The organism is Acrocarpospora corrugata (genome assembly GCF_009687845.1).
Classification (GTDB): Bacteria; Actinomycetota; Actinomycetes; order Streptosporangiales; family Streptosporangiaceae; genus Acrocarpospora; species Acrocarpospora corrugata.
On record NZ_BLAD01000048.1, the window covers coordinates 161,061 to 186,055 of the forward strand.

The following is a 24,995-nucleotide window of genomic DNA, read 5'->3' on the forward strand; positions in this document are numbered from 1 at the left end:
CCAAGCCCATTACGTCACTCTTTGATCAGGCCGTCGTCGGTTGGAGGAACACATGAGCGGGACCATCACCGCGGTCGTGGCGGACCAGCATCCGCTGTACGCGGAGGGAATGCGCTTCGCGCTGGAGCGCGAGACCGGCATCACCGTGATCGGGACCGCCAGTGACGCCCTCGACGCGCTCCGGCTCGCCGTCCGCCTGCACCCGGATGTAGTGCTCATCGATCTGGGCATGCTGGACGCGCTGGACTACCTGAGCCGTCGCTGCCCGGACGTCCGGGTGCTGGCGCTGGGGAGCTCCGACGAGGGCGACCTGGTCACGGCCCTGCGCGCGGGCGCCCAGGGTTACCTGCTGAAGGGCACCAGCCCCGGCGAGATCGCGGCGGCGGTGCGCTCGGTGGCGCTCGGCCACATGGTGTTCGGCCGGGGGCTGGGGCCGAGTGTGCTGACCCGGATGACCAGCCGGGGCCAGAGCAGCCCTTTTCCCGGCCTGACCCAGCGTGAGCACGAGGTGCTGGAGCGGCTGGCGGACGGCCGCTCCAACGCCGAGATCGCCCGCGAACTACACCTGGCGCCCAAGACGGTGCGCAACCACGTCAGCAACGTGCTGACCAAGCTGGAGGCGGCCAGCAGGGTGGACGCCGCCCTGCTGGCCCGAGACGCGGGCCTGGGCTCCCGGCGGCTGGTGGGGGCGGCGGTCTAGGCCCGGATGTGCCCGTCCCCCGTGAAGATCCACTTGGTGGAGGTCAGCTCGGGCAGGCCCATCGGGCCGCGCGAGTGCAGTTTCTGGGTGGAGATGCCGATCTCCGCGCCGAACCCGAACTCGCCGCCGTCAGTGAAGCGGGTGGACGCGTTCACGGCCACCGCCGCCGAGTCGACCAGTGCCACGAAGCGGCGGGCGGCCGGCTGGGAGCGGGTGATGATGGCGTCGGTGTGCCCCGAGCCGTATCGGCGGATGTGGGCGACGGCGTCGTCCAGGGAGCCGACCACGGCCGCCGCGATGTCCAGGGACAGGTATTCGGCGAAGAAGTCCTCTTCCGTGGCGGGAACCACGTCAGGACTGTACGCGGCGACCGCCATGTCACCGTGCACGGTGACGCCCTCGTTCTTGAGAACCGCCAGCGCCTTCGGCACGAACTCGTCGGCGATGTCGGCGTGCACCAGGAAGGTCTCGGCCGCGTTGCAGACCGAGGGGCGCTGGACCTTCGCGTTCACCAGGATCGACAGCGCCATGTCCTGATCGGCGTCAGCGTCCACGTACACGTGGCAGGTGCCGACGCCGGTCTCGATCACGGGGACGGTGGACTCCTCCACCACGCTGCTGATCAGGGACGCGCCGCCGCGCGGGATCAGCACGTCCACCAGGCCGCGCGCCCGCATCAGCTCCTTGACCGAGTCCCGGGTCAGGCCGGGCACCAACTGCACCGCCCCGGCGGGCACCTCGGTCCCGGCGAGAGCCTCCTGCATGATCCGCACCAGCACCGTGTTGGACTCGTACGCGCTCGACGAGCCGCGCAGCAGCACGGCGTTGCCGCTCTTCAGGCAGAGCGCCGCCGCGTCCACGGTCACGTTCGGGCGGCCCTCGTAGATGATGCCGATCACGCCCAGCGGCACCCGCAGCTGCCGCAGTTCGAGGCCGTTGGGCAGGGTGCTGCCGCGGACCACCTCGCCGACCGGGTCCGGCAGGTCGGCCACCTCGCGGACCGCGTCCGCGATCTTCGCCACCCGGGCCACGTCCAGCCGCAGCCGGTCGATCATCGCCTCGGACGTGCCGCCCTCGCGGGCCTTGGCGACGTCCTCGGCGTTGGCGGCCACGATCTCGTCCGCCCTGGCCACCAGTGCGTCCGCGAGGGCGCGCAGGGCACGGTCCTTCGGGGCGCGCGGCAGCGGAGCCAGCAGCTGGGCGGCGTCCTTCGCCGCCTGGGCGACCTTCAGAAACTCACTCATCGCGGATACCTCCATTACAGGATGACGATGTCGTCACGGTGGATCAGTTCGCGTTCGTATTCGGGGCCGAGGGCGCTGGCCAGTTCGCGGGTGGATCGGCCGAGCAGGTCGGGGATCTCCGCGGCGTCGAAGTTGACCAGGCCGCGGGCCACCGGGTGGCCGTGCGGGCCGTACAGGTCGACGGGGTCGCCGGCCGCGAAATCGCCCTCAACCTTCAGTACACCGGCGGGCAGCAGCGACATACGGCGCTCGACAACCGCCTCGACCGCTCCGGAGTCCAGGTGCAGCCGCCCCCGGCCGGTGGCGGCGTGCGCCAGCCAGAGCAGCCGGGTGCCGGGGTGCCGGCCGCCCGGATGGAAGTAAGTGCCGACGTCGGCGCCGGCCAGCGCGTGCGCGGCGTGCGCGGCCGCGGTGAGCACCACGGGGACGCCCGCACCTGTGGCGATCTTGGCGGCCTGCACCTTCGTGACCATGCCGCCGGTGCCGACGCTGCCGCCGCTGCCGAGCTCCACACCGTCCAGGTCCTCAGGGCCGCGCACTTCCGCGATCCTGGCCGAGCCGGGCTTGCGCGGGTCGCCGTCGTAGAGCGCGTCCACGTCGGAGAGCAGGACCATCGCGTCCGCGTGGGTCAGGTGCGCGACCAGGGCGGCCAGGCGGTCGTTGTCGCCGAACCGGATCTCGTCGGTGGCCACCGTGTCGTTCTCGTTGACCACCGGCACGATGCCGAGCTCCAGCAGCCGGGCCAGGGTGCGCTGGGCGTTGCGGTGGTGCGAGCGGCGCATCATGTCGTCGGCGGTGAGCAGGACCTGGCCGACGCGCAAGCCGTACCGGGCGAAGGAGGAGGTGTAGCGGGCGATCAGGACGCCCTGGCCGACCGAGGCGGCGGCCTGCTGGGTGGCCAGGTCCTTGGGCCGGGCCCGCAGGCCGAGCGGGCCGAGCCCGGCCGCGATCGCGCCGGACGAGACCAGGACGACCTGGGTGCCCGTCTGGCGGCGGGCGGCCAGCACGTCGACCAGTGCGTCCACCCGGTCGACGTCGATCATGCCCTGCGGGGTGGTCAGCGAGGACGAGCCCACTTTGACCACCATCCGCGCCGCGGTGCGGACCCTGTCCCTGGCCACGTGACTCCTTACAGTCGGCTGTCGGAGCCCCGGGGGCCGCCGATGCGGGTCTGAGCGGCCTCCGAGGGCCGCCAGTCGAAGATATAGCCGTTCTCCATGGACCCGATGACGACCTCCACCCCCACCTCGGCGCCCGCCTCGATGAGCGCCTCCTCGACGCCGAGCCGCTCCAGCCGATCGGCCAGGTAGCCGACGGCCTCGTCGTTGGTGAAGTCGGTCTGCCGGATCCAGCGCTCCGGCTTCTCGCCGGTGAGCTGGAACATGACGTCGTTGACCCGGCGCAGCTTGAACCCGGTGTCGCCGAGCTGCTTGGGCCGGATGACCAGCCGGGTGGGCTCCTCGACCGGCTTCTCGGCGCGGGCCCGCGTCACCATCTCCCCCATCGCGTACGCCAGGGGCGTCAGCCCCTCATGCGACGCGGCGGAGATCTCGAACACCCGCAGCCCACGCTCGGCCAGCAGCGGCCGGACCAGATCGGCGAGCTCCCGCGCCTCCGGCACGTCCACCTTGTTGAGCACGACCATGCGCGGCCGATCCTGCAACGACCCGTACGCCTCCAGCTCCGCCTCGATGACGTCGAAGTCGGTGAGCGGATCACGGCCAGGATCCATGGTCGCGCAGTCCAGCACGTGCACGATCGTGGAGCAGCGCTCGACGTGCCGCAGGAACTCGTGCCCGAGCCCCTTGCCCTCGGACGCTCCGGGGATCAGGCCGGGCACGTCGGCCACCGTGTAGATGACCTCGCCCGCCGTGACCACGCCCAGGTTCGGGATCAGCGTGGTGAACGGATAGTTGGCGATCTTCGGCCGGGCCGCCGAGAGCGCCGCGATCAGCGAGGACTTGCCGGCGTTCGGGAAGCCGACCAGCGCGACGTCCGCGACGGTCTTCAGCTCCATCACGATGTCGGACGCGTCGCCCGGCTCGCCCAGCAGCGCGAACCCGGGCGCCTTGCGCTTGGAGGAGGCCAGGGCCGCGTTGCCAAGACCCCCGAAACCGCCCTGAGCGGCCACGTAACGGGTGCCGGCGCCGATCAGGTCGACCAGCACCTCCCCGGTCGCCGCGTTCTTCACCACGGTGCCGTTGGGGACCGGCAGGACCAGGTCCTCGCCGTGCGCGCCGTCCCGGTTGGAACCCGCGCCCTGCTTGCCGTTGCCCGCCTTGCGGTGCGGCCGGTGGTGGTACTCCAGCAGCGTGGAGGTGTTGGCGTCCACCTCCAGGATCACGTCACCGCCGGGGCCGCCGTTGCCGCCGTCGGGGCCGCCGAGGGGTTTGAACTTCTCCCGGTGGACGGAAGCGCAGCCGTTGCCGCCGTCACCCGCCTTGATGTGCAAGATGACGTGGTCGACGAAATCAGCCATGGCCTGCTTCCTTTATTAATGAGAAATTCGTGATCTGGGCAGCCGCAGCGGTGAGTCGCCTGGTCGGCAGCTGTGCGGCTGTCTATGGAACGGGTTTCTCGTTAATAGAAACGAAACGAGGCGGATCGGAACTCACCGACCCGCCTCGTCCTCCGGTATGTGCGGGATTTACTCCGCGACCGGGATGATGCTCACCGCGCGACGTCCGCGCCTGCGACCGAACTGCACGTGGCCCGCGACGAGCGCGAACAGCGTGTCGTCGCCGCCACGGCCGACGTTGTCGCCCGGGTGGTGGTGGGTGCCGCGCTGCCGGATGATGATCTCACCGGCGTTCACGAGCTGCCCGCCGAAACGCTTGACTCCCAGACGCTGGGCGTTGGAGTCGCGGCCGTTCCGGGTGGACGAGGCGCCCTTCTTGTGTGCCATGACTCCCTACTTCCCAGGGTTGATGCCGGTGACCTTCACCTGGGTGTACCGCTGGCGGTGCCCCTGGCGCTTCTTGTAACCGGTCTTGTTCTTGTACTTGAGGATGCGGATCTTAGGACCCTTGGTCGCGCCGAGAATTTCGGCGGTCACCTGGAACTTGCCGAGCACGGCCGGGTCGGTGGTGACATCGCCGTCGTTGACGACGAGAATCGCCGGCAGCGCAAACGTGGATCCGATCTCACCGGCGACCGTGTCCACTTCGATGATGTCTCCCACGGAGACCTTCTGCTGCCTGCCGCCGCAACGAACGATCGCGTACACCGCGGAAACCCTTCTTGTCTGCTGGATGCTGCGCCTCGACACCCGATCGCTGGATACGTTGCCGGCGGACCAGGGGAGCGCGCGAAGCCAGGCACGCCACCAGGCGCACCGATTGACAAGGGTACCGGATTAACGGGACCGAGGTCGAACCGGGCGGAACACCGGAGCTAGGAAGTCTGTCTAATCCGCCGATCTGGACCGCCGGGAGCGTCGCCGCCCACGTGGCTGTCCCTCGTCGAAACTGTCGGTCACGCTGTCCCGGCCGTCGTCGGCGGCGACCGCCGAACCTTCGCCGAGCTTCTCGGCGACGGTCTTCTCGATGGCCATCTTGCCCTGGGTGCCGCGCGGCTCAGGCTTGTTCTCGACCGGCTCGGTCGAGACGATCAGGCCGCGGCCGTGGCAGCAGTCGCAGGGCGTGGAGAACGCCTCCAGGAGGCCCTGGCCGACCCGCTTGCGGGTCATCTGCACCAAACCGAGCGAGGTGACCTCGGCCACCTGGTGCTTGGTCCGGTCCCGGGCCAAGCACTCCAGCAGCCGCCGCAGCACCAGGTCCCGGTTGTTCTCCAGCACCATGTCGATGAAGTCGATGACGATGATGCCGCCGACGTCGCGGAGCCGGAGCTGACGCACGATCTCCTCGGCCGCCTCCAGGTTGTTCCTGGTGACGGTCTCCTCCAGGTTGCCGCCGTGGCCGGTGAACTTGCCGGTGTTGACGTCGACGACGGTCATCGCCTCGGTCCTGTCGATCACCAGCGAGCCGCCGGACGGCAGCCAGACCTTGCGCTCCATCGCCTTGGAGATCTGCTCGTCCACCCGGTAGGCGGCGAACACGTCCCCCGGCTCGTCCCACTGGGACAGCCGCTCGGCCAGGTGCGGGGCGACATGGCTGACATAGTCGTCCACGTCCTCCCAGACCTCGTCGCCGGAGACCACCAGCGAGGCGAAGTCCTCGTTGAAGACGTCCCGGACCACCCGCACGGTCAGGTCGGGCTCGCCGGACAGCAGCTCCGGCGGGCTGGCCGACTTGGCCTTGCGCTGGATCGCCTCCCACTGCGCCGACAGCCGTGCCACGTCCCGGCCCAGCTCGTCCTCGGAGGCGCCCTCGGCGGCGGTGCGCACGATCACGCCCGCGTTCTCCGGCATCACCTTGCGCAGGATCTGCTTGAGCCGGGTGCGCTCCTTGTCCGGGAGCTTGCGCGAGATGCCGGTCATGGAACCGTCGGGCACGTAGACCAGGTAACGGCCGGGCAGGCTGATCTGGGAGGTCAGCCGGGCGCCCTTGTGGCCCATCGGGTCCTTGGTGACCTGCACCAGCACCGGCTGGCCGGACTTGAGCGCCGCCTCGATCCGGCGCGGCTGGCCTTCCAGACCGGCGGTGTCGAAGTTCACCTCACCGGCGTACAGCACCGCGTTGCGGCCCTTGCCGATGTCCACGAACGCCGCCTCCATCGACGGCAGCACGTTCTGCACCTTGCCCAGGTACACGTTGCCGACGTAGGACTGGCTGGCCTCGCGGTCCACGTAGTGCTCGACCAGGACGCCGTCCTCCAGCACCGCGATCTGGGTGCGGCCGCCGTGCCTGCGCACGACCATGACCCGCTCGACCGCCTCGCGCCGGGCCAGGAACTCCGACTCGGTGATGATCGGCGGGCGGCGGCGGCCCATCTCGCGGCCCTCGCGGCGGCGCTGCTTCTTCGCCTCCAGGCGGGTGGAGCCGCGGAAGCCCTGCACCTCGTCCACGGACGTGGTGGTGGACAGGGCGGTCCGCCCGGCGCGGGGCGCGCGGATCCGGACCACCGTGTTCGGCGGGTCGTCGGCGATCGGCTCGGCCTCGTCGGCGCCCCGCCTGCGCCGCCGGCGGCGACGCCGGGAACCGGTCTGCTCGCCGTCCTCGTCGGCGGACGCGGCCTGCGCGTCCTCCTCCTCGGCGGGTTCCTCGTCGCCGCTCTCGTCCTCGCCCTGCTCGTCGTTCTCGCGGGCCCGGCCACGGCCGCGGCCGCCCCGGCGGCGACGCCGGCGGCGGGAGCCGTCCTCGCCCTGCTCGTCGTCGCCGTCCTCGGCCTCCTCGGCCTCGGCGGTGACCGGCTCCGGCTCCTCGACCGGCTCGACCGGCACGGGTACGGCGGGCTTGGCCGGCGCCTGCTTCGCCGGGACCTGCTTGGCCGCGAACGGGTCCGGGGCCTGGAACAGCGGCTGGAAGACGGCGGCGGGCGGCTGGAAGGGCACCGGCGGCAGATCGGCCTGCCGGGCCGCGGACAGCCCGAACGGGTCGGCCACCAGCCGCGCCTGCGGGGTCAGATCCTCGTCCAGGTCCTCCCCGGCGGGCTCGTCGTCCAGCGGCTCCTCGGCGGGCATGGCCAGCAGCATCGCGGCGGCCACCTGGGCTTCGGCGGCGCTCATCGCGCTGGATCGTTCCGGGTGATGATCTGCGTCGTCGGCCTTCTTGCGGGTCCGGCGGCGGGTGACCGGGGCCTCCTCGACCGGCGCCTTCTCCTCCGATGCCGCGGCAACAGGCGTCTCGGCGGGTTCGACCTTCTTGCGGGTCCTGGTCCGGCGGACCGGCTTGACCGGCTCCTCCGTGACCGCCACGGCCTCGGGCGCCGCCGGGGCCTCAACGGCCGCAGCCGTCTCAACGGCCTCAGGGGCCTCAGGGGCCTCAGGGGCCTCAGGGGCCTCAGGGGCCTCAGGGGCCTCGTCCGTGACCTTGGTCCGGCGGCGGGTGGCGCGCTTCGGCTTCTCCGCGACGGCCGCGACCTCGGCGACCTGCGCGACCTCGGCCGCCTCGGTCTCCGGCGCGGCAGCGGCAGGTTCGGCCGGCGTCCGCCTGGTGCGGGTGCGCTTGGGCTTCTCGGCGACCGCCGTACCCACGCTGGCACCGGCCAGCGCCTGGGCGGCGGCAGCCTGAATCGCCGGCGCCGGCGGGAGGTCGTCGGGCTCGGGCGGAGGCCCGGCCGGACGACTGGCGCGGCGGCGCACGGTCTTCGTCTCGTTGGTGTGCTGTTCTGTTGTCGTATCGCCGACAGTGGGCTCGTTGTCGAGCATGCGGGCGCTCTCCCGTCAGCCCCCGGGCGCGTTTCCGCGCCGCGCGGGAGCATTCGTCTCTCGCGGTCCGCCTGGCCTCCTCACGGGGCCGCGGCGGCAAGTCCTATAGGTCTCCACCAACCCGGTCGGCTTCGAGCGGGTCGGCGGGCTCACCGGTCATCGCGTCGAGCGGCCCCTGCGCCAGCCTGGTCACCGCGGGGGGTGACGGCGGCGCGAAGCCTGCCACGAGACGCAAACCCATGAGCACGTCATCGGGCCGAACGGCAGGAGTTTCGTGCCGAACAACCATGCGAAGTATGACACACGAGTGAATCGGCTCCTGACCTGCCGTTCCATCCGCGTCAGTCACCACGGTGAGGGTCTGGACCGCCTGGCGTGCGTCGAACGCACGCATCCCCTTCTTGGTCAGGCGCTCCACGGCCACACTCGCCGCGGCCAGAAACACCGCCACCGCCGATGCGGCCTCGGCCGGGTCCACCCCGGTCAGCCGCACCTCCCACATCGATCCTTCCAGCCGGTCGGCCAGGCTCCCCGCGCGTGCCTCGACCACGTCGAGCACGTCCAAGCCCGGCGGAAGCGAGGCGTCCAGGTCGGCGCGGAGCCGGAGCGGATCACACGCGCGGCTCACCCCGATCTCCAGGTACTCGGCCTCACTCGCCACCCCGGTCGGGGCGGCTCCGGCGTAAGAGATCTTCGGATGTGGACTGAACCCCGCGCTGTACGCCACCGGAATGCCAGCCCGCCGCACCGCTCGTTCGAGCGCGCGGGAGATGTCGCGGTGACTGGTGAAGCGCAACCGTCCACGCTTGGCGTAACGCACACGAAGGCGCTGCACCACGGGCGCGGGCGGGGGCCCATCGGGAACGGGTTTCAGTGTTCCGTCGTCCTTCCGGTCTCGTCTTTCCTGTTATCGATGGTCTTTCGATGTTGTACTAGTCAGAAATTCTTCTCTCAGCATATGCCGCCCCCACGCGTCGTTCACACGACGGTCAGCGGCAGCAACTTCCGCCCGGTCGGCCCGATCTGAATCTCGGTCCCCATGGTCGGGCAGACGCCGCAGTCGTAACACGGCGTCCAGCGGCAGTCCTCGACCTCGACGTCGTTGACGGCGTCCTGCCAGTCCTGCCAGAGCCACTCGCGGTCGAGGCCGGCGTCGAGGTGGTCCCACGGGAGCACCTCGTGCTCCTCGCGTTCGCGGACGGTGAACCAGTCCACGTCCACGCCGACTTCGGCGGCCGACTTCATCCAGAGTTCGTAGGAGAAGTGCTCGCTCCAGCCGTCGAACCGGCCGCCGGCCGCCCAGACGGCCTCGATCACCGCGCCGACCCGCCGGTCCCCCCGGGAGAGCAGGCCCTCCACGATGGACGGCTTGCCGTCGTGGTAGCGGAATCCGATGGCCTTGCCATACTGCTTGTCGTTGCGCAGGCTGTTGCGGAGTTCGCGGAGCCGCCGGTCCACCGTCTCGTGGTCGCACTGGGCGGCCCACTGGAACGGGGTGTGCGGTTTGGGGACGAAGCCGCCGATGGAGACCGTGCAGCGGATGTCCCGGGAACCGGTGGCCTCACGGCCGGCCTTGATGACCTTCTTGGCCAGGTCGGCGATGCCGAGGACGTCGATGTCCTCCTCAGTGGGCAGGCCGCACATGAAATACAGCTTCACCTGCCGCCACCCCTGCGTGTAGGCGGTGGTGACGGTGCGGATCAGGTCCTCCTCGGTGACCATCTTGTTGATCACCTTGCGCATCCGCTCGGAGCCGCCTTCGGGTGCGAAGGTCAGGCCGGAGCGGCGCCCGTTGCGGGAGAACTCGTTGGCCAGGTCGATGTTGAACGCGTCGACCCGGGTGGACGGGAGGGACAGCGACGTGTTGGTGCCCTCATACCGGTCCGCGAGGCCCTTGGCGACCTCGGCGATCTCGGAGTGGTCGGCGCTGGACAGCGACAGCAGGCCGACCTCGTTGAAGCCGGACTCCCTGACCCCGTTGGCCACCATGTCGCCGATGACGGTGATCGACCGCTCCCGCACCGGGCGGGTGATCATCCCCGCCTGGCAGAACCGGCAGCCCCGGGTGCAGCCGCGGAAGATCTCCACGCTGAACCGCTCGTGCACGGTCTCGGCCAGCGGGACCAGCGGCTTCTTCGGGTACGGCCACTCGTCCAGGTCCATCACGGTGTGCTTGAACACCCGGGAGGGAACGCCGGGACGGTTGGGCACCACCCGCTTGATCCGGCCGTCGGGCAGATACTCCACGTCGTAGAACTTGGGCACGTAGACGCCGCCGGTCTCGGCGAGGCGCAGCAGCACCCCGTCCCGGCCGCCCGGCTCACCCTCGGCCTTCCACTCCCGGACCAGTTCGGAGATGGCGATCGCGATCTGCTCGCCGTCGCCGAGCACGGCGGCGTCGAGGAAGTCGGCGACCGGCTCCGGGTTGAACGCGGCGTGCCCACCGGCCAGCACGATCGGATCGTCGTCGGTCCGATCGACCGCGTGCAGCGGGATCCCCGCCAGGTCGAGCGCGGTCAGCATGTTGGTGTAGCCGAGTTCGGTGGAGAAGGACACCCCGAGCACGTCGAAGGCGCGCACCGGCCGGTGCCCGTCCACGGTGAACTGGGGCACGCCCTCGGCGCGCATCAGCGCCTCCAGGTCGGGCCACACCGCGTAGGTGCGCTCGGCCATGGTGTCCGGGAGCTCGTTGAGGATCTCGTACAGAATCTGCACGCCCTGGTTGGGCAGGCCGACCTCGTAGGCGTCCGGATACATCAGCGCCCAGCGGACTGTGGCCTCATCCCAATCCTTGACGGTCGAGTTCAGCTCACCCCCCACATACTGGATCGGCTTCTGCACTTTGGGCAGCAGCGGTTCCAGGCGGGGGAACAGGGACTCGACAGACATGGTCCAAGGGTATCCGCTTCAGAAGGCGTGCCAGGTACGGTCGTCACCCGCCCGTAACGAAGCGAGCCGGAATCGTAGCTCCGCCCGCGATCCGGGATCCCGGTGCGCGTTCCTGAGCACGGCCGTCAGCGTCTGGAGCTCCCGGGTGTCGCGCAGCACGCCGTACCCGGGCCAGTTCCTGGCGTCATACCCGTACGACTCCACGAATCCATCCCGTTCCGCCTCGGTCAACCCGAACCGGGCCCCCACCAGCGTGGGCACCAGGTCGATCTCGCGAGGCCCGGCGCTCACCGAGTCCCAGTCGCACAGCAGGAGTCCCTCAGGTGTACGGAGCAGGTTGCCCCGGTGCGCGTCACCGTGCACCAGCCCGTACGGCAGAGCGAACTCCAGCCGCTCGTAGTAGGCGTCGGAGAGCGCCGAGCACCGTTCGGTCAGCCACTCGCGCTCCTCGTCGTCGATCGCCCGGCTGGCCGCGATGGCCCGCCTGATCGTGCCGAAAGGGTCGAAGGTCGGCAGGTCGAACGGCACCGGCGGCAGCGCGTGCAGCCGCCGGAGCATCAGGCCGAGCGGCGCCGGGTCCGGGGGCGGCCCGGCGTGCTCCTCGTAGTGCCAGAAGGTGGCCAGCGCGCCGTCCACGGCCAGCGGCTGCTTGACGTCGAGCGGCAGGGTGGCGGGGAAACCCTGCTCGACCAGCCAGCGGGTGACCTTGAGCGAGGTGACCAGGCGGTCGTACTTGCCGAGCGCGTTCGCGTCCGACAGGCGTACCACCACGGCCTCGCCCGGCAGCAGGTAGACGGCGTTGGCGAAGCTGCGCAGCAGGCGGGCGCCTGCCGGGTCGAGTCCGGCGGCGAGGCAGGCTTGCGCGAGCGCCGCGGGAACCCCGGCGACAGTGGGAGCGCTCATGTGTTCAGCGCCCGGGCCGGGGCGTCGAAAGTGGGGAAGAGGTCGCGGTTCTGGGCCAGGCCGACCGAGCAGAATCCCTCGATCTGCTGGGCCATCCGGTCCGACACCAGCGCCCTGCTGGCGGCCAGGGTGGCGCCCAGGCTGTCGATCCTGCGTTCAGGTGGCAGTTCGAGTAAAGGCGCCACCGCGCGTTCGGCGCCGTCCTGGTCGTCCTCCAGGACGTAGGCGATGGCCAGGTGGGCGCGGGCCATCGCCTCGCAGCCGTAGGAGCGGTTCTCCCGCTCGTCGGCGGAGTAGAGCTGGATGGCGGCTCTGGCCTCCTCGATCGCCCGGGGAGCCTGGCCGAGGTGCAGGTGGGTGACGGCCGCGTAGTAGTGCTCCTTGGCGGGCCGGAAGGCGAATTCGCCGGCGATCTCGTCGTGCAGTTCGTCGTGACGGCCAGACGCGCGGGCTTCCGCGGCCTTGCGCAGCTCGTCCTTGGCTTCGGCGGAGCGGCCCAGCATCGCGCTGGCGCGCGCCCTGAGCATGTGCAGCCTGGCGCCCCCGCTGCCGGTGGACAGGTGGGTGAGGGCGTCTCCCGCGTACCGGGCCGCGTCCTCGTAGCGGCGGTCCCAGAGCGCCACCGACGCCTGCATGCCGCGGGCCCAGCCCATCAGCGACGGATGCCCGGAGATCCGCCCATACGTCCAAGCCGCCCTGGCCAGTGTGTCGGCGGGGATCCGGCGGCCCATGTCCATGCTGGCGTTGGCCATCAGCCCGCACAGCGCGCCCGTCAGGAAATAAAGCTCGCCCGCCTGGGTCGGATGGATCCGGCGGTCCAGCGCCTTCCTGGTCTGCTCCTGCAACGCCCGCATCTCCACGAACAGCGGCAGCGGCGTCTCCCACACGTACCTCCGGCCGACCCACACCACCTGGGTGCGCAGCCGTTCCAGCGCGCCAGAGCCGAGCTCGCTGGTCTCGGCCTCCTCGGCGTGCTCGCTGGCCTCCAGGGCGGCGTCCGCGATCGGGTCGCCCGCCCCCGCCTGGGCCCGGCGGGCCTCCTCCGGCGTGTAGTCGCGGGCGAAGCCCAGCTGGACCGGGCCGGTCTCGAACAGGCGGCAGAGCAGGTCGGTGTACTCGCGGTCCGGGCGGGCGCCGGCCTCCCACTCGCGCCAGGAGCGCTCGGTCAGGCCGCGGCGCTTGATCCCGGAGCTGTCGCACATGTGGTGGAACCGGTCGATCGCCTCCTCCACCGTCCAGCCGTTGGCCAGCCGCATGCATTTCAACCGGGAGGTCTGGGGGGAGCTGAGGTGGATCTCCTCGGCGATCTGATGGATGACGGCGGTCGACGGCGCTTCACCCAGGGCCGCGAGGGTGCGGTCCCGGATGGCGCCGGCGAACTGGATGGCCGAACGGTCACGGGCGGAATGGCTCATTGACTCTCCAAGAGGGGGCACTACCACGCTAGCCCGGCGCTCGTTACGAAACGGTCACCGGGCGCACTGCGAGTCGCTCTCCGCGCGGAACGGTCCCACCGTGCCGCCGTTGCGCAACTGGGCGAGGAAGAGCTGACCGCACAGGCTGCTCGCCGTCTGGGCGAACCACACCGTGGGGGGGTTCCCGGCCGCCGCGGCTGCCCAACGGCCGCCGCCGTACACGATCCGGTAGTCGGGAAATGCCTTTCGGAGCAGGTCCAAAGCGCGCCCGCGCTCCTGCACCTCGTCGTCCGGAGTCACCGTTCCTCCGTCTTCGCGAAATGGCGTCATCGCACATTCAGTGGACGTTCCCAGATTGTTCGCTTGACGAGGGTCGCGCCAGTGAGAGCGGGTCGCAGGATCCTGCGACCCGCTCTCACCCCATGTAACTACGCTCTCTGATGTGGATGGCCTGCAGAAACCCGATTCCGATCATGTTCGCGAAGGTCGCCGTGCCGCCGTAGGAGACGAACGGCAAGGGCAGGCCCGTGATCGGCATGATGCCAATCGTCATCCCCACGTTAATGAACATCTGGAATGCGAACCAGCAGACGACCCCGCCGGCCACCAGCGCCCCGAACCGGTCCTCGCACGCGCGGGCGATCCGCAGCCCGCGCAGCAGCACCACGCCGAGCAGCGCGATCACCGTCGCGGCGCCCAGGAAGCCGAACTCCTCCCCCGCCACGGTGAAGATGAAGTCGGTGTGCTGCTCCGGCACGAACCGCCCGGTGGTCTGCCCGCCGTGGAACAGGCCCTTCCCGTAGACCTCGCCGGAACCGATCGCGATCAGCGCCTGGGTGCTGTTGTAGCCCACCCCGCGCGGGTCGCTGGCCGGATTCAGGAACGCGGTGAACCGCGCCACCTGGTACGGCTGCAGCAGCCCCAGCGACCACACCAGCCCCGCCCCGATCACCGCAGCCGCCAGCACCAGGCCGATCCAGCGCTTCCGGACCCCCGAGAAGATCAGGACCCCGCCGGTGATCACCGACAGCACCATGGTGGTGCCCAGGTCGGGCTGGAGCATCACCAGCGCCATCGCCAGCCCGGCCGCCGCCAGCCCGAACATGATGTCCAGCGTCTTGGGCCGGTCGGTGCCCTCGGCCGGTTCGGCCAGCAGCATGGCCAGCAGCAGGATCAGCGCCGGTTTGGCCAGCTCGGACGGCTGCATGGCGAAACCGCCGCCGAGCATGATCCACGAGTGCGAGCCGTTGACCGTGGTGCCGATCGGGGTGACCACGACGATCAGGGCGAGCATCGCGACCGCGTACACCACCGGCGCGTACGCCCGCAGCCGGTGCGGGTCGACCAGCGCCACCGCGCTGAGCAGGGCGGAGCCGATGCCCAGGTTGAGCACGTGCTTCTTGACCAGTCCGGTCGGCTCCACCGAGGCCCAGGTCCGGGTGGACGACCAGACCAGCATGGTGCCGATCACGCACAGCGCGGCCACCGCGACCAGCAGGATGCCGTCCATCCGGCGGAGCGCGGAGCCCTCGCCGACCGCGCGGCTCGCCAGCGACCTGCGGCGGGGCACCGCCGATACGGGGATCATCGCTTCACCGTCCCGTCGGGCTTGATCACCGGTGGGTTCTTGGCGGGTTCGGTGAGGACGGGGGGCGCGTGGTCCTTGCCGAAGCCGTACATGCCTTCGTAGATCTCGCGGACCGCCGGGGCGGCGGCCGAACCGCCCATGCCGCCCTGGGAGACCATGACGACGACCACGAAACGCGGCTTCTCCGCGGGCGCGAATGAGGCGAACCAGGAGGTGTCGGTTTTGCCGTACACCTCGGCCGTGCCGGTCTTGCCGCCGATGCGGACCAGGTTCATCGGGAAGCCGCCGAACGCCCCGGCCGCAGTTCCGTCCGAGGCCACCTGGCTGAGCGCGTTCTTGATGTAGGCCCGGGTCTCCTCGTTGATCGACAGCTTGCCGATCACCGGCGGCTTGATCTCCTTGACCCTGGTGCCGTCCGGCCGGACCAGCGCCCAGGCGATCCGCGGGCTGCGCACCTTGCCGTCCCCGACCAGCGCCGCGTACGCGTTGGCCAGTTGCAGCGGCGTCACCAGCACGTCGCCCTGCCCGATCGAGAAGTTGGCCGCGTCACCCGCCCGCCACTGGAAGCCCTCCAGGCAGTTCTCGTACGCCAGCCGCTTCAGGAACGCCGCCCTGCTCGCGTCCTTGACCTCCGGATATCCGGACTTGGCCCGGATGCAGTTCGTCGCCCGGGTGGCCGCCCACAGGTTCTTCTTCCAGTACCGGTCCGGAATCCGCCCCGGCGACTCGCCGGGAATGTCGATCCCGGTGACCTTCCCGAACCCGTACGCCCGGGACATCGCCGCCATCGGATCCTTGGTCTTGGCCTTCGGCTTCATGCCGCCGTCGCGCAGCCACATCTCGTACGCGGCCCGGTAGAAGATCGTGTCGCACGACTTCACCAGCGCGGTGTGCAGGTTCATCGGGCCGAGCCCGATCCCGCGGAAGTTGTGGAACGGCCGGCTGCCGACCATGAACGCCCCCGGGCAGTCGTAGATGCCCTTCAGCGGATACCCGTCCTTGACCATCGCCGACACCGAGGTGACCTTGAACGTCGAGCCGGGCGCGAAGGTGCCCTTGATCGCGCGGGACACCAGCGGACGGCCGGACTTGTCCGACAGCAGCCGCTGATATTCGTTCTCGGAGATCCCGCCCGTCCACACCGAAGGGTCATAGGTGGGCATGCTGCCCATCGCGATCACCCGCCCGGTCCGCACGTCCAGCACCACCCCGGCCGCGCCGTCCGCCTGCGGCGCCCGCTTCATCGCCCCGGCCAGCGCCTTCTCCACCAGGCCCTGCACCCCGGCGTCGATGCTGGTGATCAGCGTGTCCCCCGGCACCGGCGCGACCTGCTGCTCGATCCCGATGACCTTGCCCATCCGGTCGACCTGCACCCGCCGCAGCCCCGGCTTCCCGCGCAGCGCCTGGTCGTAGACCGACTCAAGTCCGTCCCGCCCGACCAGGTCCACACCCGAATAGCTGGTCTTCAGCCCTTTACGCTTCTCCAGCTCGTGCTCGGTGACCGGCTGCAGATACCCGAGCACCTGCGCCGCGTGGCTCCGCCCCGGATACTCCCGCACCGCCTGCACCTCGGCCGTCACACCCGGAAAATCCTCCTGACGCTCCAGAATCTGGAGCGCCTCCCTGGTGGTCACCGCGTCATCCACCGGAATCGGCTGGTACGGCGAGCCCGTCCAGCACGGCCGCGTCACCCCCGGCCCGCAGGCGCGGATCCGCTCCCGCAACGTCTCCGGCGTCGACCCGAGCACGGCCGCCAGCCTCGCCAGCACCCCCGCGCCCTTGTCCCGCATGCGTTCCAGCCGGGTCCTGTCGATCGACACGACCAGCCCGGACCGGTTACGCACCAGCGGCCGACCGGCCGAATCCAGGATCTGCCCCCGGATGGCCGGCACCACCACATCCCTGGTCCGCGTCTCGGTCGCGACCGCGACGAACTCGGGCCCGCGCACCACCTGGACCTGCCAGAGCCGCACGGCCAGCACCGCCAGCAACGACAGCACCATCACGTGCAGGACCACGAAACGGGTACGCATCCGGCTCACGGCCGCCTCCATCCCATTACCAGGACGTCCTTGGACCGGCGCGGCCGGAAGAGCGCGTGCACCGCCCACACCACGAACGGCGCGGCCACCAGGTTGCACAGCGCCGCGCCCGGCCAGACGGCCACGAACGTCGACCAGTCCACGCCGGGATCGCCCAGCAGCGACCCGACCGCCACCGCCAACGCGGGCGCGCCCACGGCGCAGGCGGCCACCGACAGCATCGGCGCCCGGTCCGCCCCCCGCCCGGCCAGGTATCCGGTCAGGCACATCACCAGCGCGTACTGCCCCAGCACGTGGTCGGTGGGCGGGGCGAGGTCGGCGGCGAGCCCGGCCAGGAACCCGATGACCGCGCCCGCCGTCGGGCCGCGCAGCGCGGCCAGCGCGATCACCGCCAGCAGCACCAGATCAGGCGCGACCGCGAAACCCATCCGGTTGATCAAGGTCATCTGCACCACCAGCGCGCCGAAGATCAGCGCCGCGGTGCCGAGGTTCCGGCCCATGTCAGACCTTCGGGTCGCGTTTTTTGCGCGGCTTCTGCACGTCCGGCTGCCCGCCCGGCAGGACCGAGTCGCGGGGCGCCCTGGCCGGGGCCTGGACCACCACGCCGACCACGTCCAGCGAGGTCAGATCGGCGAACGGCCGCGCGTAGGCGGTGCGGGTGAGCTCGCCTGGCGTGGCCTCCACCCGCTCGATCACGCCGACCGGGACACCCGCCACATACGGCGTGCCCTGCAGCGAACCGAAACTGACGATCCGGTGCCCGACCGTCAGCGGCGCCGCCGAGTCCAGCAGCCGGAACCGGACGAACCGCCCGTCGCTGCCGTTCTGCCCCAGGCCGCTGACCACGCCGAGCTCGTTGCCGCCCTCCAGCCGCGCCCCCGCCGAGGAGGCCGGATCCGACAGCAGCACCACGGTCGCGGTATGCGCCTGCGCCTGCACCACCCGGCCGACCAGGCCGTCGGCGTTGAGCACCGTCATGTCGCGCCGGAGGCCGTCCTTGGCGCCCGCGTCGATCTCCACGGCCTCCTCGAACCCGGGCGCCGACCGCCGCGCGATCACCTGCGCCGGGACGACCCGGTAGCCGCCCCGGCCGGCCAGGCCCAGCATGCCCTGCAGCTGCGTAGCCCGCGTCTTGTCCAGCCGCTGCGCGGTCAGCTCGCCGCGCAGCCTGCCGTTCTCGGCGGACAGCTGCTGGATCTGCCGCTGCGCCGTCGACGCGCCCGCCAGCGCCCCGAAGAACGCGCCGACCGGTTCGGTCACCGCCGCCGTGGCGCGTTCGGCCGCGCCGAACGCCCCCGCGACCACCCCCCGGATCGGCCCGAGCACCGGTACGTTCTCGCTGCGGTGATCCAGCGTGATCAGCACCAGTGAGCCCGCCAGCAGCGTGCCCACCACGATCCGCGTCCGCCGTGTGTCCCTCATCGCCAGTGCCCTCAGTGCCTCGGTTCGGGGACCAGAACCTGCTGGAGCGCGTCGAAGTCCTCCACACACCGGCCCGACCCGAGCGCGACCGAGTCGAGCGCGTTGTCGACCAGGTGCACCGGCATGCCGGTCTCGTCACGGAGTCGTTCGTCCATGCCCTTCAGCAGCGCGCCGCCGCCGGTCAGCGCGATCCCCCGGTCCATCAGGTCGCCGGACAGCTCGGGCGGGCACTTGTCCAGGGTGGCTTTGACCGCGTCCACTATCGCGTTGAGCGGCTCCTCGATCGCGCCGCGGATCTCGTCGGCGGACACCACGATCGTCTTCGGCAGGCCGCTGACCAGGTCACGGCCGCGGATCTCGGCGTGATACTGCTCCGGGACCGCGCACGCGGTGCCGATCGCGATCTTGACCTCTTCCGCGGTCCGCTCGCCGAGCATCAGCGAATGCTCCTTCTTCGCGAAGGTGATGATCGCCTGATCCAGTTCGTCGCCGCCGACCCGGATCGACTGGCTGGTCACGATGCCGCCCATCGAGATGATCGCCACCTCGGTGGTGCCGCCGCCGATGTCGACGACCATGTTGCCGGTCGGCTCGTGCACCGGCAGGCCGGCCCCGATCGCGGCGGCCATCGGCTCCTCGACGATGTAGACGCGGCGCGCGCCCGCCTGATAGCCGGCTTCCTTCACCGCGCGCTGCTCGACCCCGGTGATCCCACTGGGCACGGCGACGATGATGCGCGGTTTGGCGAAGTGGCGGCGCTTGTGCACCCGTTGAATGAAATAGCGCAACATGCGCTCAGTGACGTCGAAGTCGGCGATCACGCCGTCCTTCAGCGGCCGGACCGCCACGATGTTGCCCGGCGTCCGGCCAATCATACGTTTGGCCTCGACGCCGACGGCGACGATCCGCCCGGTGGTGGTGTTGATCGCGACCACCGACGGTTCATTGAGCACGATGCCACGCCCGCGCACGTATACCAGAGTGTTTGCCGTGCCAAGATCGACCGCCATATCACGGCCGAGAAACGCCAGCTTGCTGCCCATGGGGAAGGAGGCCTCCCTTCAGGTGGTCCGCAGGTGATAACGCATCGCATTCGAATCGTAACGTGTAGTACCCAACGCCGAGCATGCTGACCCTTAGAAATCTCACGTTTATCCCTATCTACCTGCGGAAACACGAAAAGCCCCGGATTTCCGGGGCTTTTCGCGGGTGACCTGTCTAGAAACGGTCGGGGAAGAAGATCTTGATCTCCCGGGCCGAGGAGTCGGTCGAGTCGGAGCCGTGCACGACGTTCTCGCCGATCTCCAGGGCGTGGTCGCCGCGGATGGTGCCGGGGGCCGACTTGACCGGGTCGGTGAGACCGGCCAGGGCGCGGAACGCCTCCACGGCGCGCGGACCCTCGACCACCAGGGCGACCAGCGGCGCGGAGGTGATGAACTCCACCAACTCGCCGAAGAACGCGCGCTCGGCGTGCTCGGCGTAGTGCGCCTTGGCGGTGTCGGCGTCCAGCGTACGCAGCTCCATCGCCACGATCTTGAGGCCCTTACGCTCGATACGGCCGATGACATCACCGACGAGGCCACGACGGACACCGTCCGGCTTGATCAGGACAAGCGTACGCTCGGACACGGGTTTCTCCTTTGATGCGATCCGCGGCCGTTCTCAGCGACGACCGGGAAAGGAAGACTCGGGGGCGCGCACGCGCGCAAGCCGAAGTTTACCGGTCGGCCCCGGGCTCGTCGGCCGCGTCCTCGGTCATATCCTCGGTGTCTTCCGGAGAAGGCGTCGGCGCGGGCACCACCGGCACGGGCTGCCCAACCTCCGGCACGTCCGTCGCCGTCGCCGAACGGCGGGCCAAGAAGGACGCCAGCAGCAGCACGACCACCACGACGAACCCGCCGATCAGCGCCCACAGGTGCAGCGCCCCCACGAACCCGTCCACCATGGCCTGCCGGGTGGCGTTGCCCGACTGACTGACCGCGCGAAGCCGGGTCACCTGGATGCCGGTGCCGAGCAGGAACCCCGCCAGCACGGCCGGGAACAGCAGGGACAGCCCGAACAGGGCCGCCACCTGACCGGCCAGCCGGAGCGCGCTCACCAGCGCCACGGCCGCCCCGGTGGCCAGCAGGACGAACGGCACCACCAGCAACGAGCCGCCCATCGTGGGCACCAGCAGCCGTACCGCGCAGAGCCCGACGACGACCGTCACCAGCCCGGCGGCGGTCAGCCGTGCAGCCAGTTCCTCGTTAACCCGCATCGCCGCGTACGCGGCCAGCAGCGCCGCCAGCACGGCCACCCCGAACGGCGCCCACATCCCGGTCAGCCCGGGACCGCCCAGCCCGCCCAACTCCACATACGTGAGCTGCGCCGCCGTCGGCAGTACAACCAGCCCGATCCCCACATTGGTGAACGCCAGCGCCCGGCCGCCGGGCCCCTCAAAGGTCGCCACCGACCCCAAGCCCAGCATCGCCACCACGGCCACCGACGCGACCGCGATCACCATCACCGGCGGCCAGTCGAACGTCGTCCCCACCGCCAGCAGCGCGATGCCCGCCGACGGCACCGCCGCCATGATCAGCCGGGTCCGCTCACTCGGGGACAGCCGCGTGCCGGCGGTCTCGTCCCTCTCGCTCACCATCCACAGCACCAGGAAGACCGCGGCCAGCGCCAGCGCCACCCCGGTCAGCAGCGGGTACGGCTGGAGCGTGACCTGCCACGAGGAGACCGCGTCCAGCGGCCACAGCGCGAGCGCCTGAGCCGCCAGCAGGCTGACCGCCAGCGAGCCGGCCCAGACCGGCAGCAGCACGCGCCGGGACCGGCGCTCCATCGCCGCCACCAGAGTCGCCGGCACCAGCAGCCCCGCGCCGATCCCGTGCAGCACCCGCAGCACGGCCACCGCGGCGGGACCGCCCGCGAAACCGCCCGCCGCGTCCGCCAGCGCCAGCACGGTCAGTCCCGCGACCAGCACCGGCGCGGCCCGGAACCGCCGGACCGCGAGAGCGGCGGCCGGCACCGTGAGCAGCATGGCGGGCAGGGCCAGACCATGGGCGCGCATCATCGCGATCTGCGACACATCCGGCGGAAGCAGCGCCGCCACCACGGAGATCGTGTTGGGGATCGCCAGGATCGCCAGCGGCAACGTGACCACGATCAGCAGGCCCACCAGGAGGTCGACCACGAGGGCCACCGCGGGCGCGCGGACGACGTCCAGTGGGGGGTGCAACGGCTGGATTGGGGGGACGGCCATGGTGGCCGACTTTAGCGCTTCGTCGCGCCCTCGACACGGCGAGCGACGAATATCGCTGTTATCCATAGAACGGCGAAGATTGCCCCAAGGAAGAACATCGTGCCGACCAGGAACCCCGTCGCGATCGCCAGCACCTGGAGCAGACTGCCCGCGACGAAGGCGGCCGGATACCTGAGCAACCCCGCGACGATCACGCAGAGCACCGCCAGACCGATGCCGACGGCGGCCGCGAGACCCGGCTCCACCTGCTGGATGGCGATGGCGACCGGAGTCGCCAGCGCCACCACGATCGCTTCCATGCCCAGCACGGTGGCGCCCAGGCGGCGCATGCCGGGAGTGACGTCGAACATGACTACCCGACCTTCAGGAGGACTCTGGCGTCGCCCGCCGTGACGACGGAGCCGGTGATGAGCACACCCGAACCGAACTCGTCGCCCTCGTCGGCGAGCGTGATCGCCAGATCGATGGCGTCGTCCAGGCGCGGCGCCAGGTGGACCCGGTCCTGACCGAAGACGCCCTCCGCGCGATCCGCCAGCTCTTCCGCGCTCATCGAACGGGGAGAGGAGTTCTTGGAGACCACGATCTCGTCGACCAGTGGCTCCAGGAGTTCGAGAATGGAGTCGACGTCCTTGTCGGCCATCGCGGCGATCACCGCGATCAGCCGGGTGAAGCCGAACGACTCGGTGATCGCGTCGGCGGAGGCTTCCATGCCGCCCGGATTGTGCGCGGCGTCGATGATGACGGTCGGGCCCCTGCGCACCACCTCCAGCCGGCCGGGACTGCGCACCTGGGCGAACGCCTGACGCACCAGCTCGTCCGCGAGCGGCTCGCCGCCCCCGGTCATCGCCTCCACCGCGGCCAGCGCGGTCACCGCGTTCCCCGCCTGATGGGCGCCGTAGAGCGGCAGGAAAATCTCCTCGTACGCGCCCTTCAGCCCCTTCATGTTGATCAACTGCCCGCCCATGGCCAGCTCCCGGTGCATGACACCGAACTCCAGCCCTTCCCGCGCCACCGTGGCCCCGACCTCGCCCGCCCGCAGCATCAGCACCTCGGCGGCCCCAAGCGTCTGCTGCGCCAGTACGGCTGTCGCGCCCGCCTTGATGATGCCCGCCTTCTCCCCCGCGATCGACTCGACGTCCGGGCCCAGATAGTCGGTGTGGTCGAGGGAGATGGGGGTGATCACGGCCACCGCGCCGTCGGCGACGTTGGTGGCGTCCCAGGTTCCGCCCATGCCGGTCTCGATCACGGCCACGTCGACAGGAGCGTCGGCGAAGGCGGCGAAGGCCATCGCGGTGAGGACCTCGAAGAAGCTCAGCCGGCCGTACTTCTGGTCGACGATCGTGAAGACGGGTTCCAGTTCCTGGAACAGTTCGACGAATCGTTCCTCGGTCAGGGGTTCGCCGTCGACACAGATGCGGTCGCGCATGGAGGCGAACTCGGGACTGGTGTAGCGGCCCACCCGCAGGTTTCGTTCGCGCAGCAGGGCTTCGACCATCCTGGCCGTGCTCGACTTGCCGTTGGTGCCGGCGATGTGGATCACGGGGAAGGTCGCCTGGGGCTGGCCCAGGAGATCGACCAGGCCGGCCATACGATCGAGCGTGGGGTCGATGTCCCATTCGACGCCGCGGGCACGGATCGCGGCCTCGACTGCGTGGATGTCCTGCGCTGCTGTCACTCAGTCAGCTTAGTGCTGCGGGAGGCAGGGTCTTTCTGCGGCGCTCGTAGGGGCTGTTCGGGGGCCGCGTAGGCTTGCGCGGTGAATTCTGACAGTGCCTTCTCCGCGGACTGGGCCTTCTTCGCGGACTGGCGGTCGCGTCCTGAGGGGTCGCGTCGGAGTCTGGATCGGGCGCGGTGGCTGCTCCGCCTGATCGGGCTTTCCGGGGCCGATGTTCCTGTCCTCACGGTGGTCGGCTCAAAGGGGAAGGGCACTGCGGCGACGTACGCGTCCGCGTTCCTGGCCGCCTCGGGTGGCCGGGTTGTCACGGTCACCAGTCCCGGCCTGCGCTCCAACCGGGAACGAATCAGACTTGATGGGGCCGCGATTTCCACAGCGGATCTCGAATCGCTTGGTGACCAGATCAGCCGCGGCCTCTCCCTGTTGCCCGGTCGCGACCAGCTGCCAGGGCATCTCGCGCCCGCCGGGCTGTTCACCACCGCCGGTGTGCTGTACGCGCAGGCGGTCGAAGCCGACTATCTTGTGCTGGAAGCCGGAATGGGCGGCGGGTCGGATGAGGTGTCGTTGTTTCCGCCGTCGGTGGTGGCGATTGCGGAGATCTTCGCTGAGCATGTCGGAGTGCTCGGGGACTCGCCTGAAGAGATCGCGCGAGAGAAGGCATCCGTTGTGGCCGGCCAGACCGAGGCGGTGCTGTCGCTTCCCCAACAGCCTTCGGTGCGAGAAGCCATTGAGTCGGTTGTCCGCGACAGGGCAGGTCTCGAACTCGATGTCCTCGACGCGGTGGGCGGCTCGCTGCCGATGCGGGTCCTGCCTCCTTCTTACGGAAGGTGGAATGCCGAGCTCGGCTGCGCGGCGGCGCGGAGGATGCTGGAGCTCCTCGACAGGGATCTCCCACAGCCGGGAGCGCTGGAGCGGGTGCTCGAATCCGTGCGGCTCCCAGGGCGAATGTCCCGGCATGTTGTTCCGGGCGGCGAGACGGAGGTCTGGATTGACTCGCCTATCAGCCAAGCGGGAATCGCCACCGCGTTGAAGATGACGCGGGAGCGTTGGAAAACGATTGACCATGTTCTGCTGTGTCTGCCTGACCACAAGGACGTGGCGGGGGCGATCATCGAACTCGCCGGCTATCCGGTGACGTTTGTACGCCTCGCCGACGCGCACTTCACATTCACCAAGTCACTGCCCGATGAATGGCCGGTCATTGACGAGAGTGAGCTCACTCCGCAGTTCCTGAGTGGGCTGGGTAAACGTGTGCTCAGCCTGGGAACCGTGTTCTTCTCGGGCCGGATGCTCGATGTCCTGAACGCTCAGACAGAACGACTCTTCGTCGCCTGAGTTTCGTGCCCTGAAAACACGAAAGCCCCAGCCAAAAGGCTGGGGCTCCCGCAAAAGATTGTCCGGCGGCGTCCTACTCTCCCACACCGTCCCCGGTGCAGTACCATCGGCGCTGGAGGGCTTAACTTCCGGGTTCGGAATGTAACCGGGTGTTTCCCCACCGCTAAAACCGCCGTAACACTATGAAACAATCAACCAACTCAAGCGCCGCATGGGCGCGTGCCGGTTTGTTGTTTCTGAATCACATAGTGGACGCAAGCAGATTAT

The 24,995-nt window shown here is 70.0% G+C and carries 22 protein-coding genes and 1 rRNA gene; 2 read left to right on the plus strand and 21 right to left on the minus strand.

Annotation, left to right across the window (positions count from 1 at the left end; translation table 11 throughout):
* Positions 1-52: 52 nt before the first annotated feature.
* On the plus strand, positions 53-700 hold the full coding sequence (locus Acor_RS15920; RefSeq protein ID WP_155337421.1) for a LuxR C-terminal-related transcriptional regulator: 648 nt from the start codon (positions 53-55) through the stop codon (positions 698-700).
* On the opposite strand, the gene Acor_RS15925 is transcribed toward Acor_RS15920, so the two are convergent.
* The 20 genes from Acor_RS15925 to Acor_RS16020 all read right to left on the minus strand — a co-directional run bounded on the left by Acor_RS15925 (position 697) and on the right by Acor_RS16020 (position 23,393).
* Entirely contained in the window at positions 697-1,944 is a 1,248-nt protein-coding gene (locus Acor_RS15925) for a glutamate-5-semialdehyde dehydrogenase (RefSeq protein ID WP_155337422.1), read from the minus strand. The genes Acor_RS15920 and Acor_RS15925 overlap by 4 nt on opposite strands.
* A gap of 14 nt (positions 1,945-1,958) precedes the next feature.
* Positions 1,959-3,032: a glutamate 5-kinase gene (proB, locus tag Acor_RS15930; RefSeq protein WP_155337454.1), complete on the minus strand. Its 1,074-nt coding sequence runs from the start codon at positions 3,030-3,032 to the stop codon at positions 1,959-1,961.
* A gap of 41 nt (positions 3,033-3,073) precedes the next feature.
* Positions 3,074-4,423 carry a GTPase ObgE gene (gene obgE / locus Acor_RS15935; RefSeq protein WP_155337423.1) on the minus strand — a complete coding sequence of 450 codons (1,350 nt, stop codon included), beginning with the start codon at positions 4,421-4,423 and terminating at the stop codon, positions 3,074-3,076.
* A 168-nt stretch (positions 4,424-4,591) separates the two neighbouring features.
* Entirely contained in the window at positions 4,592-4,849 is a 258-nt protein-coding gene (rpmA, locus tag Acor_RS15940; RefSeq protein WP_155337424.1) for a 50S ribosomal protein L27, read from the minus strand.
* Positions 4,850-4,855: 6 nt separating this feature from the next.
* A complete protein-coding gene (gene rplU / locus Acor_RS15945) occupies positions 4,856-5,170 on the minus strand; it encodes a 50S ribosomal protein L21 (protein WP_155337425.1) in 315 nt (104 codons plus the stop codon).
* Between the two features lie 180 nt (positions 5,171-5,350).
* Entirely contained in the window at positions 5,351-8,212 is a 2,862-nt protein-coding gene (locus Acor_RS15950; protein WP_155337426.1) for an Rne/Rng family ribonuclease, read from the minus strand.
* Between the two features lie 103 nt (positions 8,213-8,315).
* Positions 8,316-9,047, minus strand: a complete 732-nt coding sequence (locus Acor_RS15955) for a TIGR03936 family radical SAM-associated protein (RefSeq protein ID WP_155337427.1) — start codon at positions 9,045-9,047, stop codon at positions 8,316-8,318.
* Positions 9,048-9,190: 143 nt separating this feature from the next.
* Positions 9,191-11,101 carry a TIGR03960 family B12-binding radical SAM protein gene (locus Acor_RS15960; RefSeq protein ID WP_155337428.1) on the minus strand — a complete coding sequence of 637 codons (1,911 nt, stop codon included), beginning with the start codon at positions 11,099-11,101 and terminating at the stop codon, positions 9,191-9,193.
* Positions 11,102-11,119: 18 nt separating this feature from the next.
* Positions 11,120-12,004 carry a phosphotransferase family protein gene (locus tag Acor_RS15965; protein WP_155337429.1) on the minus strand — a complete coding sequence of 295 codons (885 nt, stop codon included), beginning with the start codon at positions 12,002-12,004 and terminating at the stop codon, positions 11,120-11,122.
* The gene (locus tag Acor_RS15970; protein ID WP_155337430.1) at positions 12,001-13,419 is read right to left on the minus strand and encodes an NsdA family TPR-like regulatory protein; all 1,419 of its coding nucleotides are present in this window, start codon (positions 13,417-13,419) and stop codon (positions 12,001-12,003) included. Before Acor_RS15970 ends, Acor_RS15965 begins: the two co-directional genes overlap by 4 nt.
* A gap of 54 nt (positions 13,420-13,473) precedes the next feature.
* Entirely contained in the window at positions 13,474-13,719 is a 246-nt protein-coding gene (locus tag Acor_RS15975; protein ID WP_155337431.1) for a hypothetical protein, read from the minus strand.
* Positions 13,720-13,834: 115 nt separating this feature from the next.
* Positions 13,835-15,007: a rod shape-determining protein RodA gene (rodA, locus tag Acor_RS15980; RefSeq protein ID WP_155337432.1), complete on the minus strand. Its 1,173-nt coding sequence runs from the start codon at positions 15,005-15,007 to the stop codon at positions 13,835-13,837.
* On the minus strand, positions 15,004-17,040 hold the full coding sequence (mrdA, locus tag Acor_RS15985; RefSeq protein ID WP_246238682.1) for a penicillin-binding protein 2: 2,037 nt from the start codon (positions 17,038-17,040) through the stop codon (positions 15,004-15,006). Before mrdA ends, rodA begins: the two co-directional genes overlap by 4 nt.
* A gap of 5 nt (positions 17,041-17,045) precedes the next feature.
* Positions 17,046-17,549 (minus strand): rod shape-determining protein MreD, encoded by a 504-nt coding sequence (gene mreD / locus Acor_RS15990; RefSeq protein WP_155337434.1) that lies wholly within the window; start codon positions 17,547-17,549, stop codon positions 17,046-17,048.
* A gap of 1 nt (position 17,550) precedes the next feature.
* On the minus strand, positions 17,551-18,471 hold the full coding sequence (gene mreC / locus Acor_RS15995; RefSeq protein WP_155337435.1) for a rod shape-determining protein MreC: 921 nt from the start codon (positions 18,469-18,471) through the stop codon (positions 17,551-17,553).
* An 11-nt stretch (positions 18,472-18,482) separates the two neighbouring features.
* Positions 18,483-19,514, minus strand: a complete 1,032-nt coding sequence (locus tag Acor_RS16000) for a rod shape-determining protein (RefSeq protein ID WP_155337436.1) — start codon at positions 19,512-19,514, stop codon at positions 18,483-18,485.
* A gap of 175 nt (positions 19,515-19,689) precedes the next feature.
* A complete protein-coding gene (gene ndk / locus Acor_RS16005) occupies positions 19,690-20,100 on the minus strand; it encodes a nucleoside-diphosphate kinase (protein ID WP_155337437.1) in 411 nt (136 codons plus the stop codon).
* 88 nt (positions 20,101-20,188) lie between these two features.
* Positions 20,189-21,718 (minus strand): hypothetical protein, encoded by a 1,530-nt coding sequence (locus tag Acor_RS16010; protein WP_155337438.1) that lies wholly within the window; start codon positions 21,716-21,718, stop codon positions 20,189-20,191.
* Between the two features lie 11 nt (positions 21,719-21,729).
* Positions 21,730-22,068: a DUF4233 domain-containing protein gene (locus Acor_RS16015; protein WP_155337439.1), complete on the minus strand. Its 339-nt coding sequence runs from the start codon at positions 22,066-22,068 to the stop codon at positions 21,730-21,732.
* Positions 22,069-22,070: 2 nt separating this feature from the next.
* A complete protein-coding gene (locus Acor_RS16020; RefSeq protein WP_155337440.1) occupies positions 22,071-23,393 on the minus strand; it encodes a bifunctional folylpolyglutamate synthase/dihydrofolate synthase in 1,323 nt (440 codons plus the stop codon).
* Between the two features lie 81 nt (positions 23,394-23,474).
* On the opposite strand from Acor_RS16020, the gene Acor_RS16025 reads away from it, so the two are divergent.
* Positions 23,475-24,728, plus strand: a complete 1,254-nt coding sequence (locus Acor_RS16025; protein ID WP_155337441.1) for a folylpolyglutamate synthase/dihydrofolate synthase family protein — start codon at positions 23,475-23,477, stop codon at positions 24,726-24,728.
* Positions 24,729-24,788: 60 nt separating this feature from the next.
* Here the strand turns inward: Acor_RS16025 and rrf are convergent.
* Positions 24,789-24,905 (minus strand): 5S ribosomal RNA (rrf, locus tag Acor_RS16030).
* Positions 24,906-24,995 lie beyond the last annotated feature (90 nt).

Coding starts and splice junctions, on each gene's coding strand:
- Acor_RS15920 (WP_155337421.1), top strand. CDS start 53: ATGAGCGGGACCATCACCGCGGTCGTGGCGGACCAGCATCCGCTGTAC.
- Acor_RS16015 (WP_155337439.1), bottom strand. CDS start 22,068: ATGTTCGACGTCACTCCCGGCATGCGCCGCCTGGGCGCCACCGTGCTG.
- Acor_RS15970 (WP_155337430.1), bottom strand. CDS start 13,419: ATGAGCCATTCCGCCCGTGACCGTTCGGCCATCCAGTTCGCCGGCGCC.
- mreC (WP_155337435.1), bottom strand. CDS start 18,471: ATGAGGGACACACGGCGGACGCGGATCGTGGTGGGCACGCTGCTGGCG.
- rpmA (WP_155337424.1), bottom strand. CDS start 4,849: ATGGCACACAAGAAGGGCGCCTCGTCCACCCGGAACGGCCGCGACTCC.
- mreD (WP_155337434.1), bottom strand. CDS start 17,549: ATGGGCCGGAACCTCGGCACCGCGGCGCTGATCTTCGGCGCGCTGGTG.
- Acor_RS15950 (WP_155337426.1), bottom strand. CDS start 8,212: ATGCTCGACAACGAGCCCACTGTCGGCGATACGACAACAGAACAGCAC.
- proB (WP_155337454.1), bottom strand. CDS start 3,032: ATGGTGGTCAAAGTGGGCTCGTCCTCGCTGACCACCCCGCAGGGCATG.
- Acor_RS15965 (WP_155337429.1), bottom strand. CDS start 12,004: ATGAGCGCTCCCACTGTCGCCGGGGTTCCCGCGGCGCTCGCGCAAGCC.
- mrdA (WP_246238682.1), bottom strand. CDS start 17,040: ATGCGTACCCGTTTCGTGGTCCTGCACGTGATGGTGCTGTCGTTGCTG.
- Acor_RS15925 (WP_155337422.1), bottom strand. CDS start 1,944: ATGAGTGAGTTTCTGAAGGTCGCCCAGGCGGCGAAGGACGCCGCCCAG.
- obgE (WP_155337423.1), bottom strand. CDS start 4,423: ATGGCTGATTTCGTCGACCACGTCATCTTGCACATCAAGGCGGGTGAC.
- Acor_RS16000 (WP_155337436.1), bottom strand. CDS start 19,514: ATGGGCAGCAAGCTGGCGTTTCTCGGCCGTGATATGGCGGTCGATCTT.
- Acor_RS16010 (WP_155337438.1), bottom strand. CDS start 21,718: ATGGCCGTCCCCCCAATCCAGCCGTTGCACCCCCCACTGGACGTCGTC.
- rodA (WP_155337432.1), bottom strand. CDS start 15,007: ATGATCCCCGTATCGGCGGTGCCCCGCCGCAGGTCGCTGGCGAGCCGC.
- Acor_RS15960 (WP_155337428.1), bottom strand. CDS start 11,101: ATGTCTGTCGAGTCCCTGTTCCCCCGCCTGGAACCGCTGCTGCCCAAA.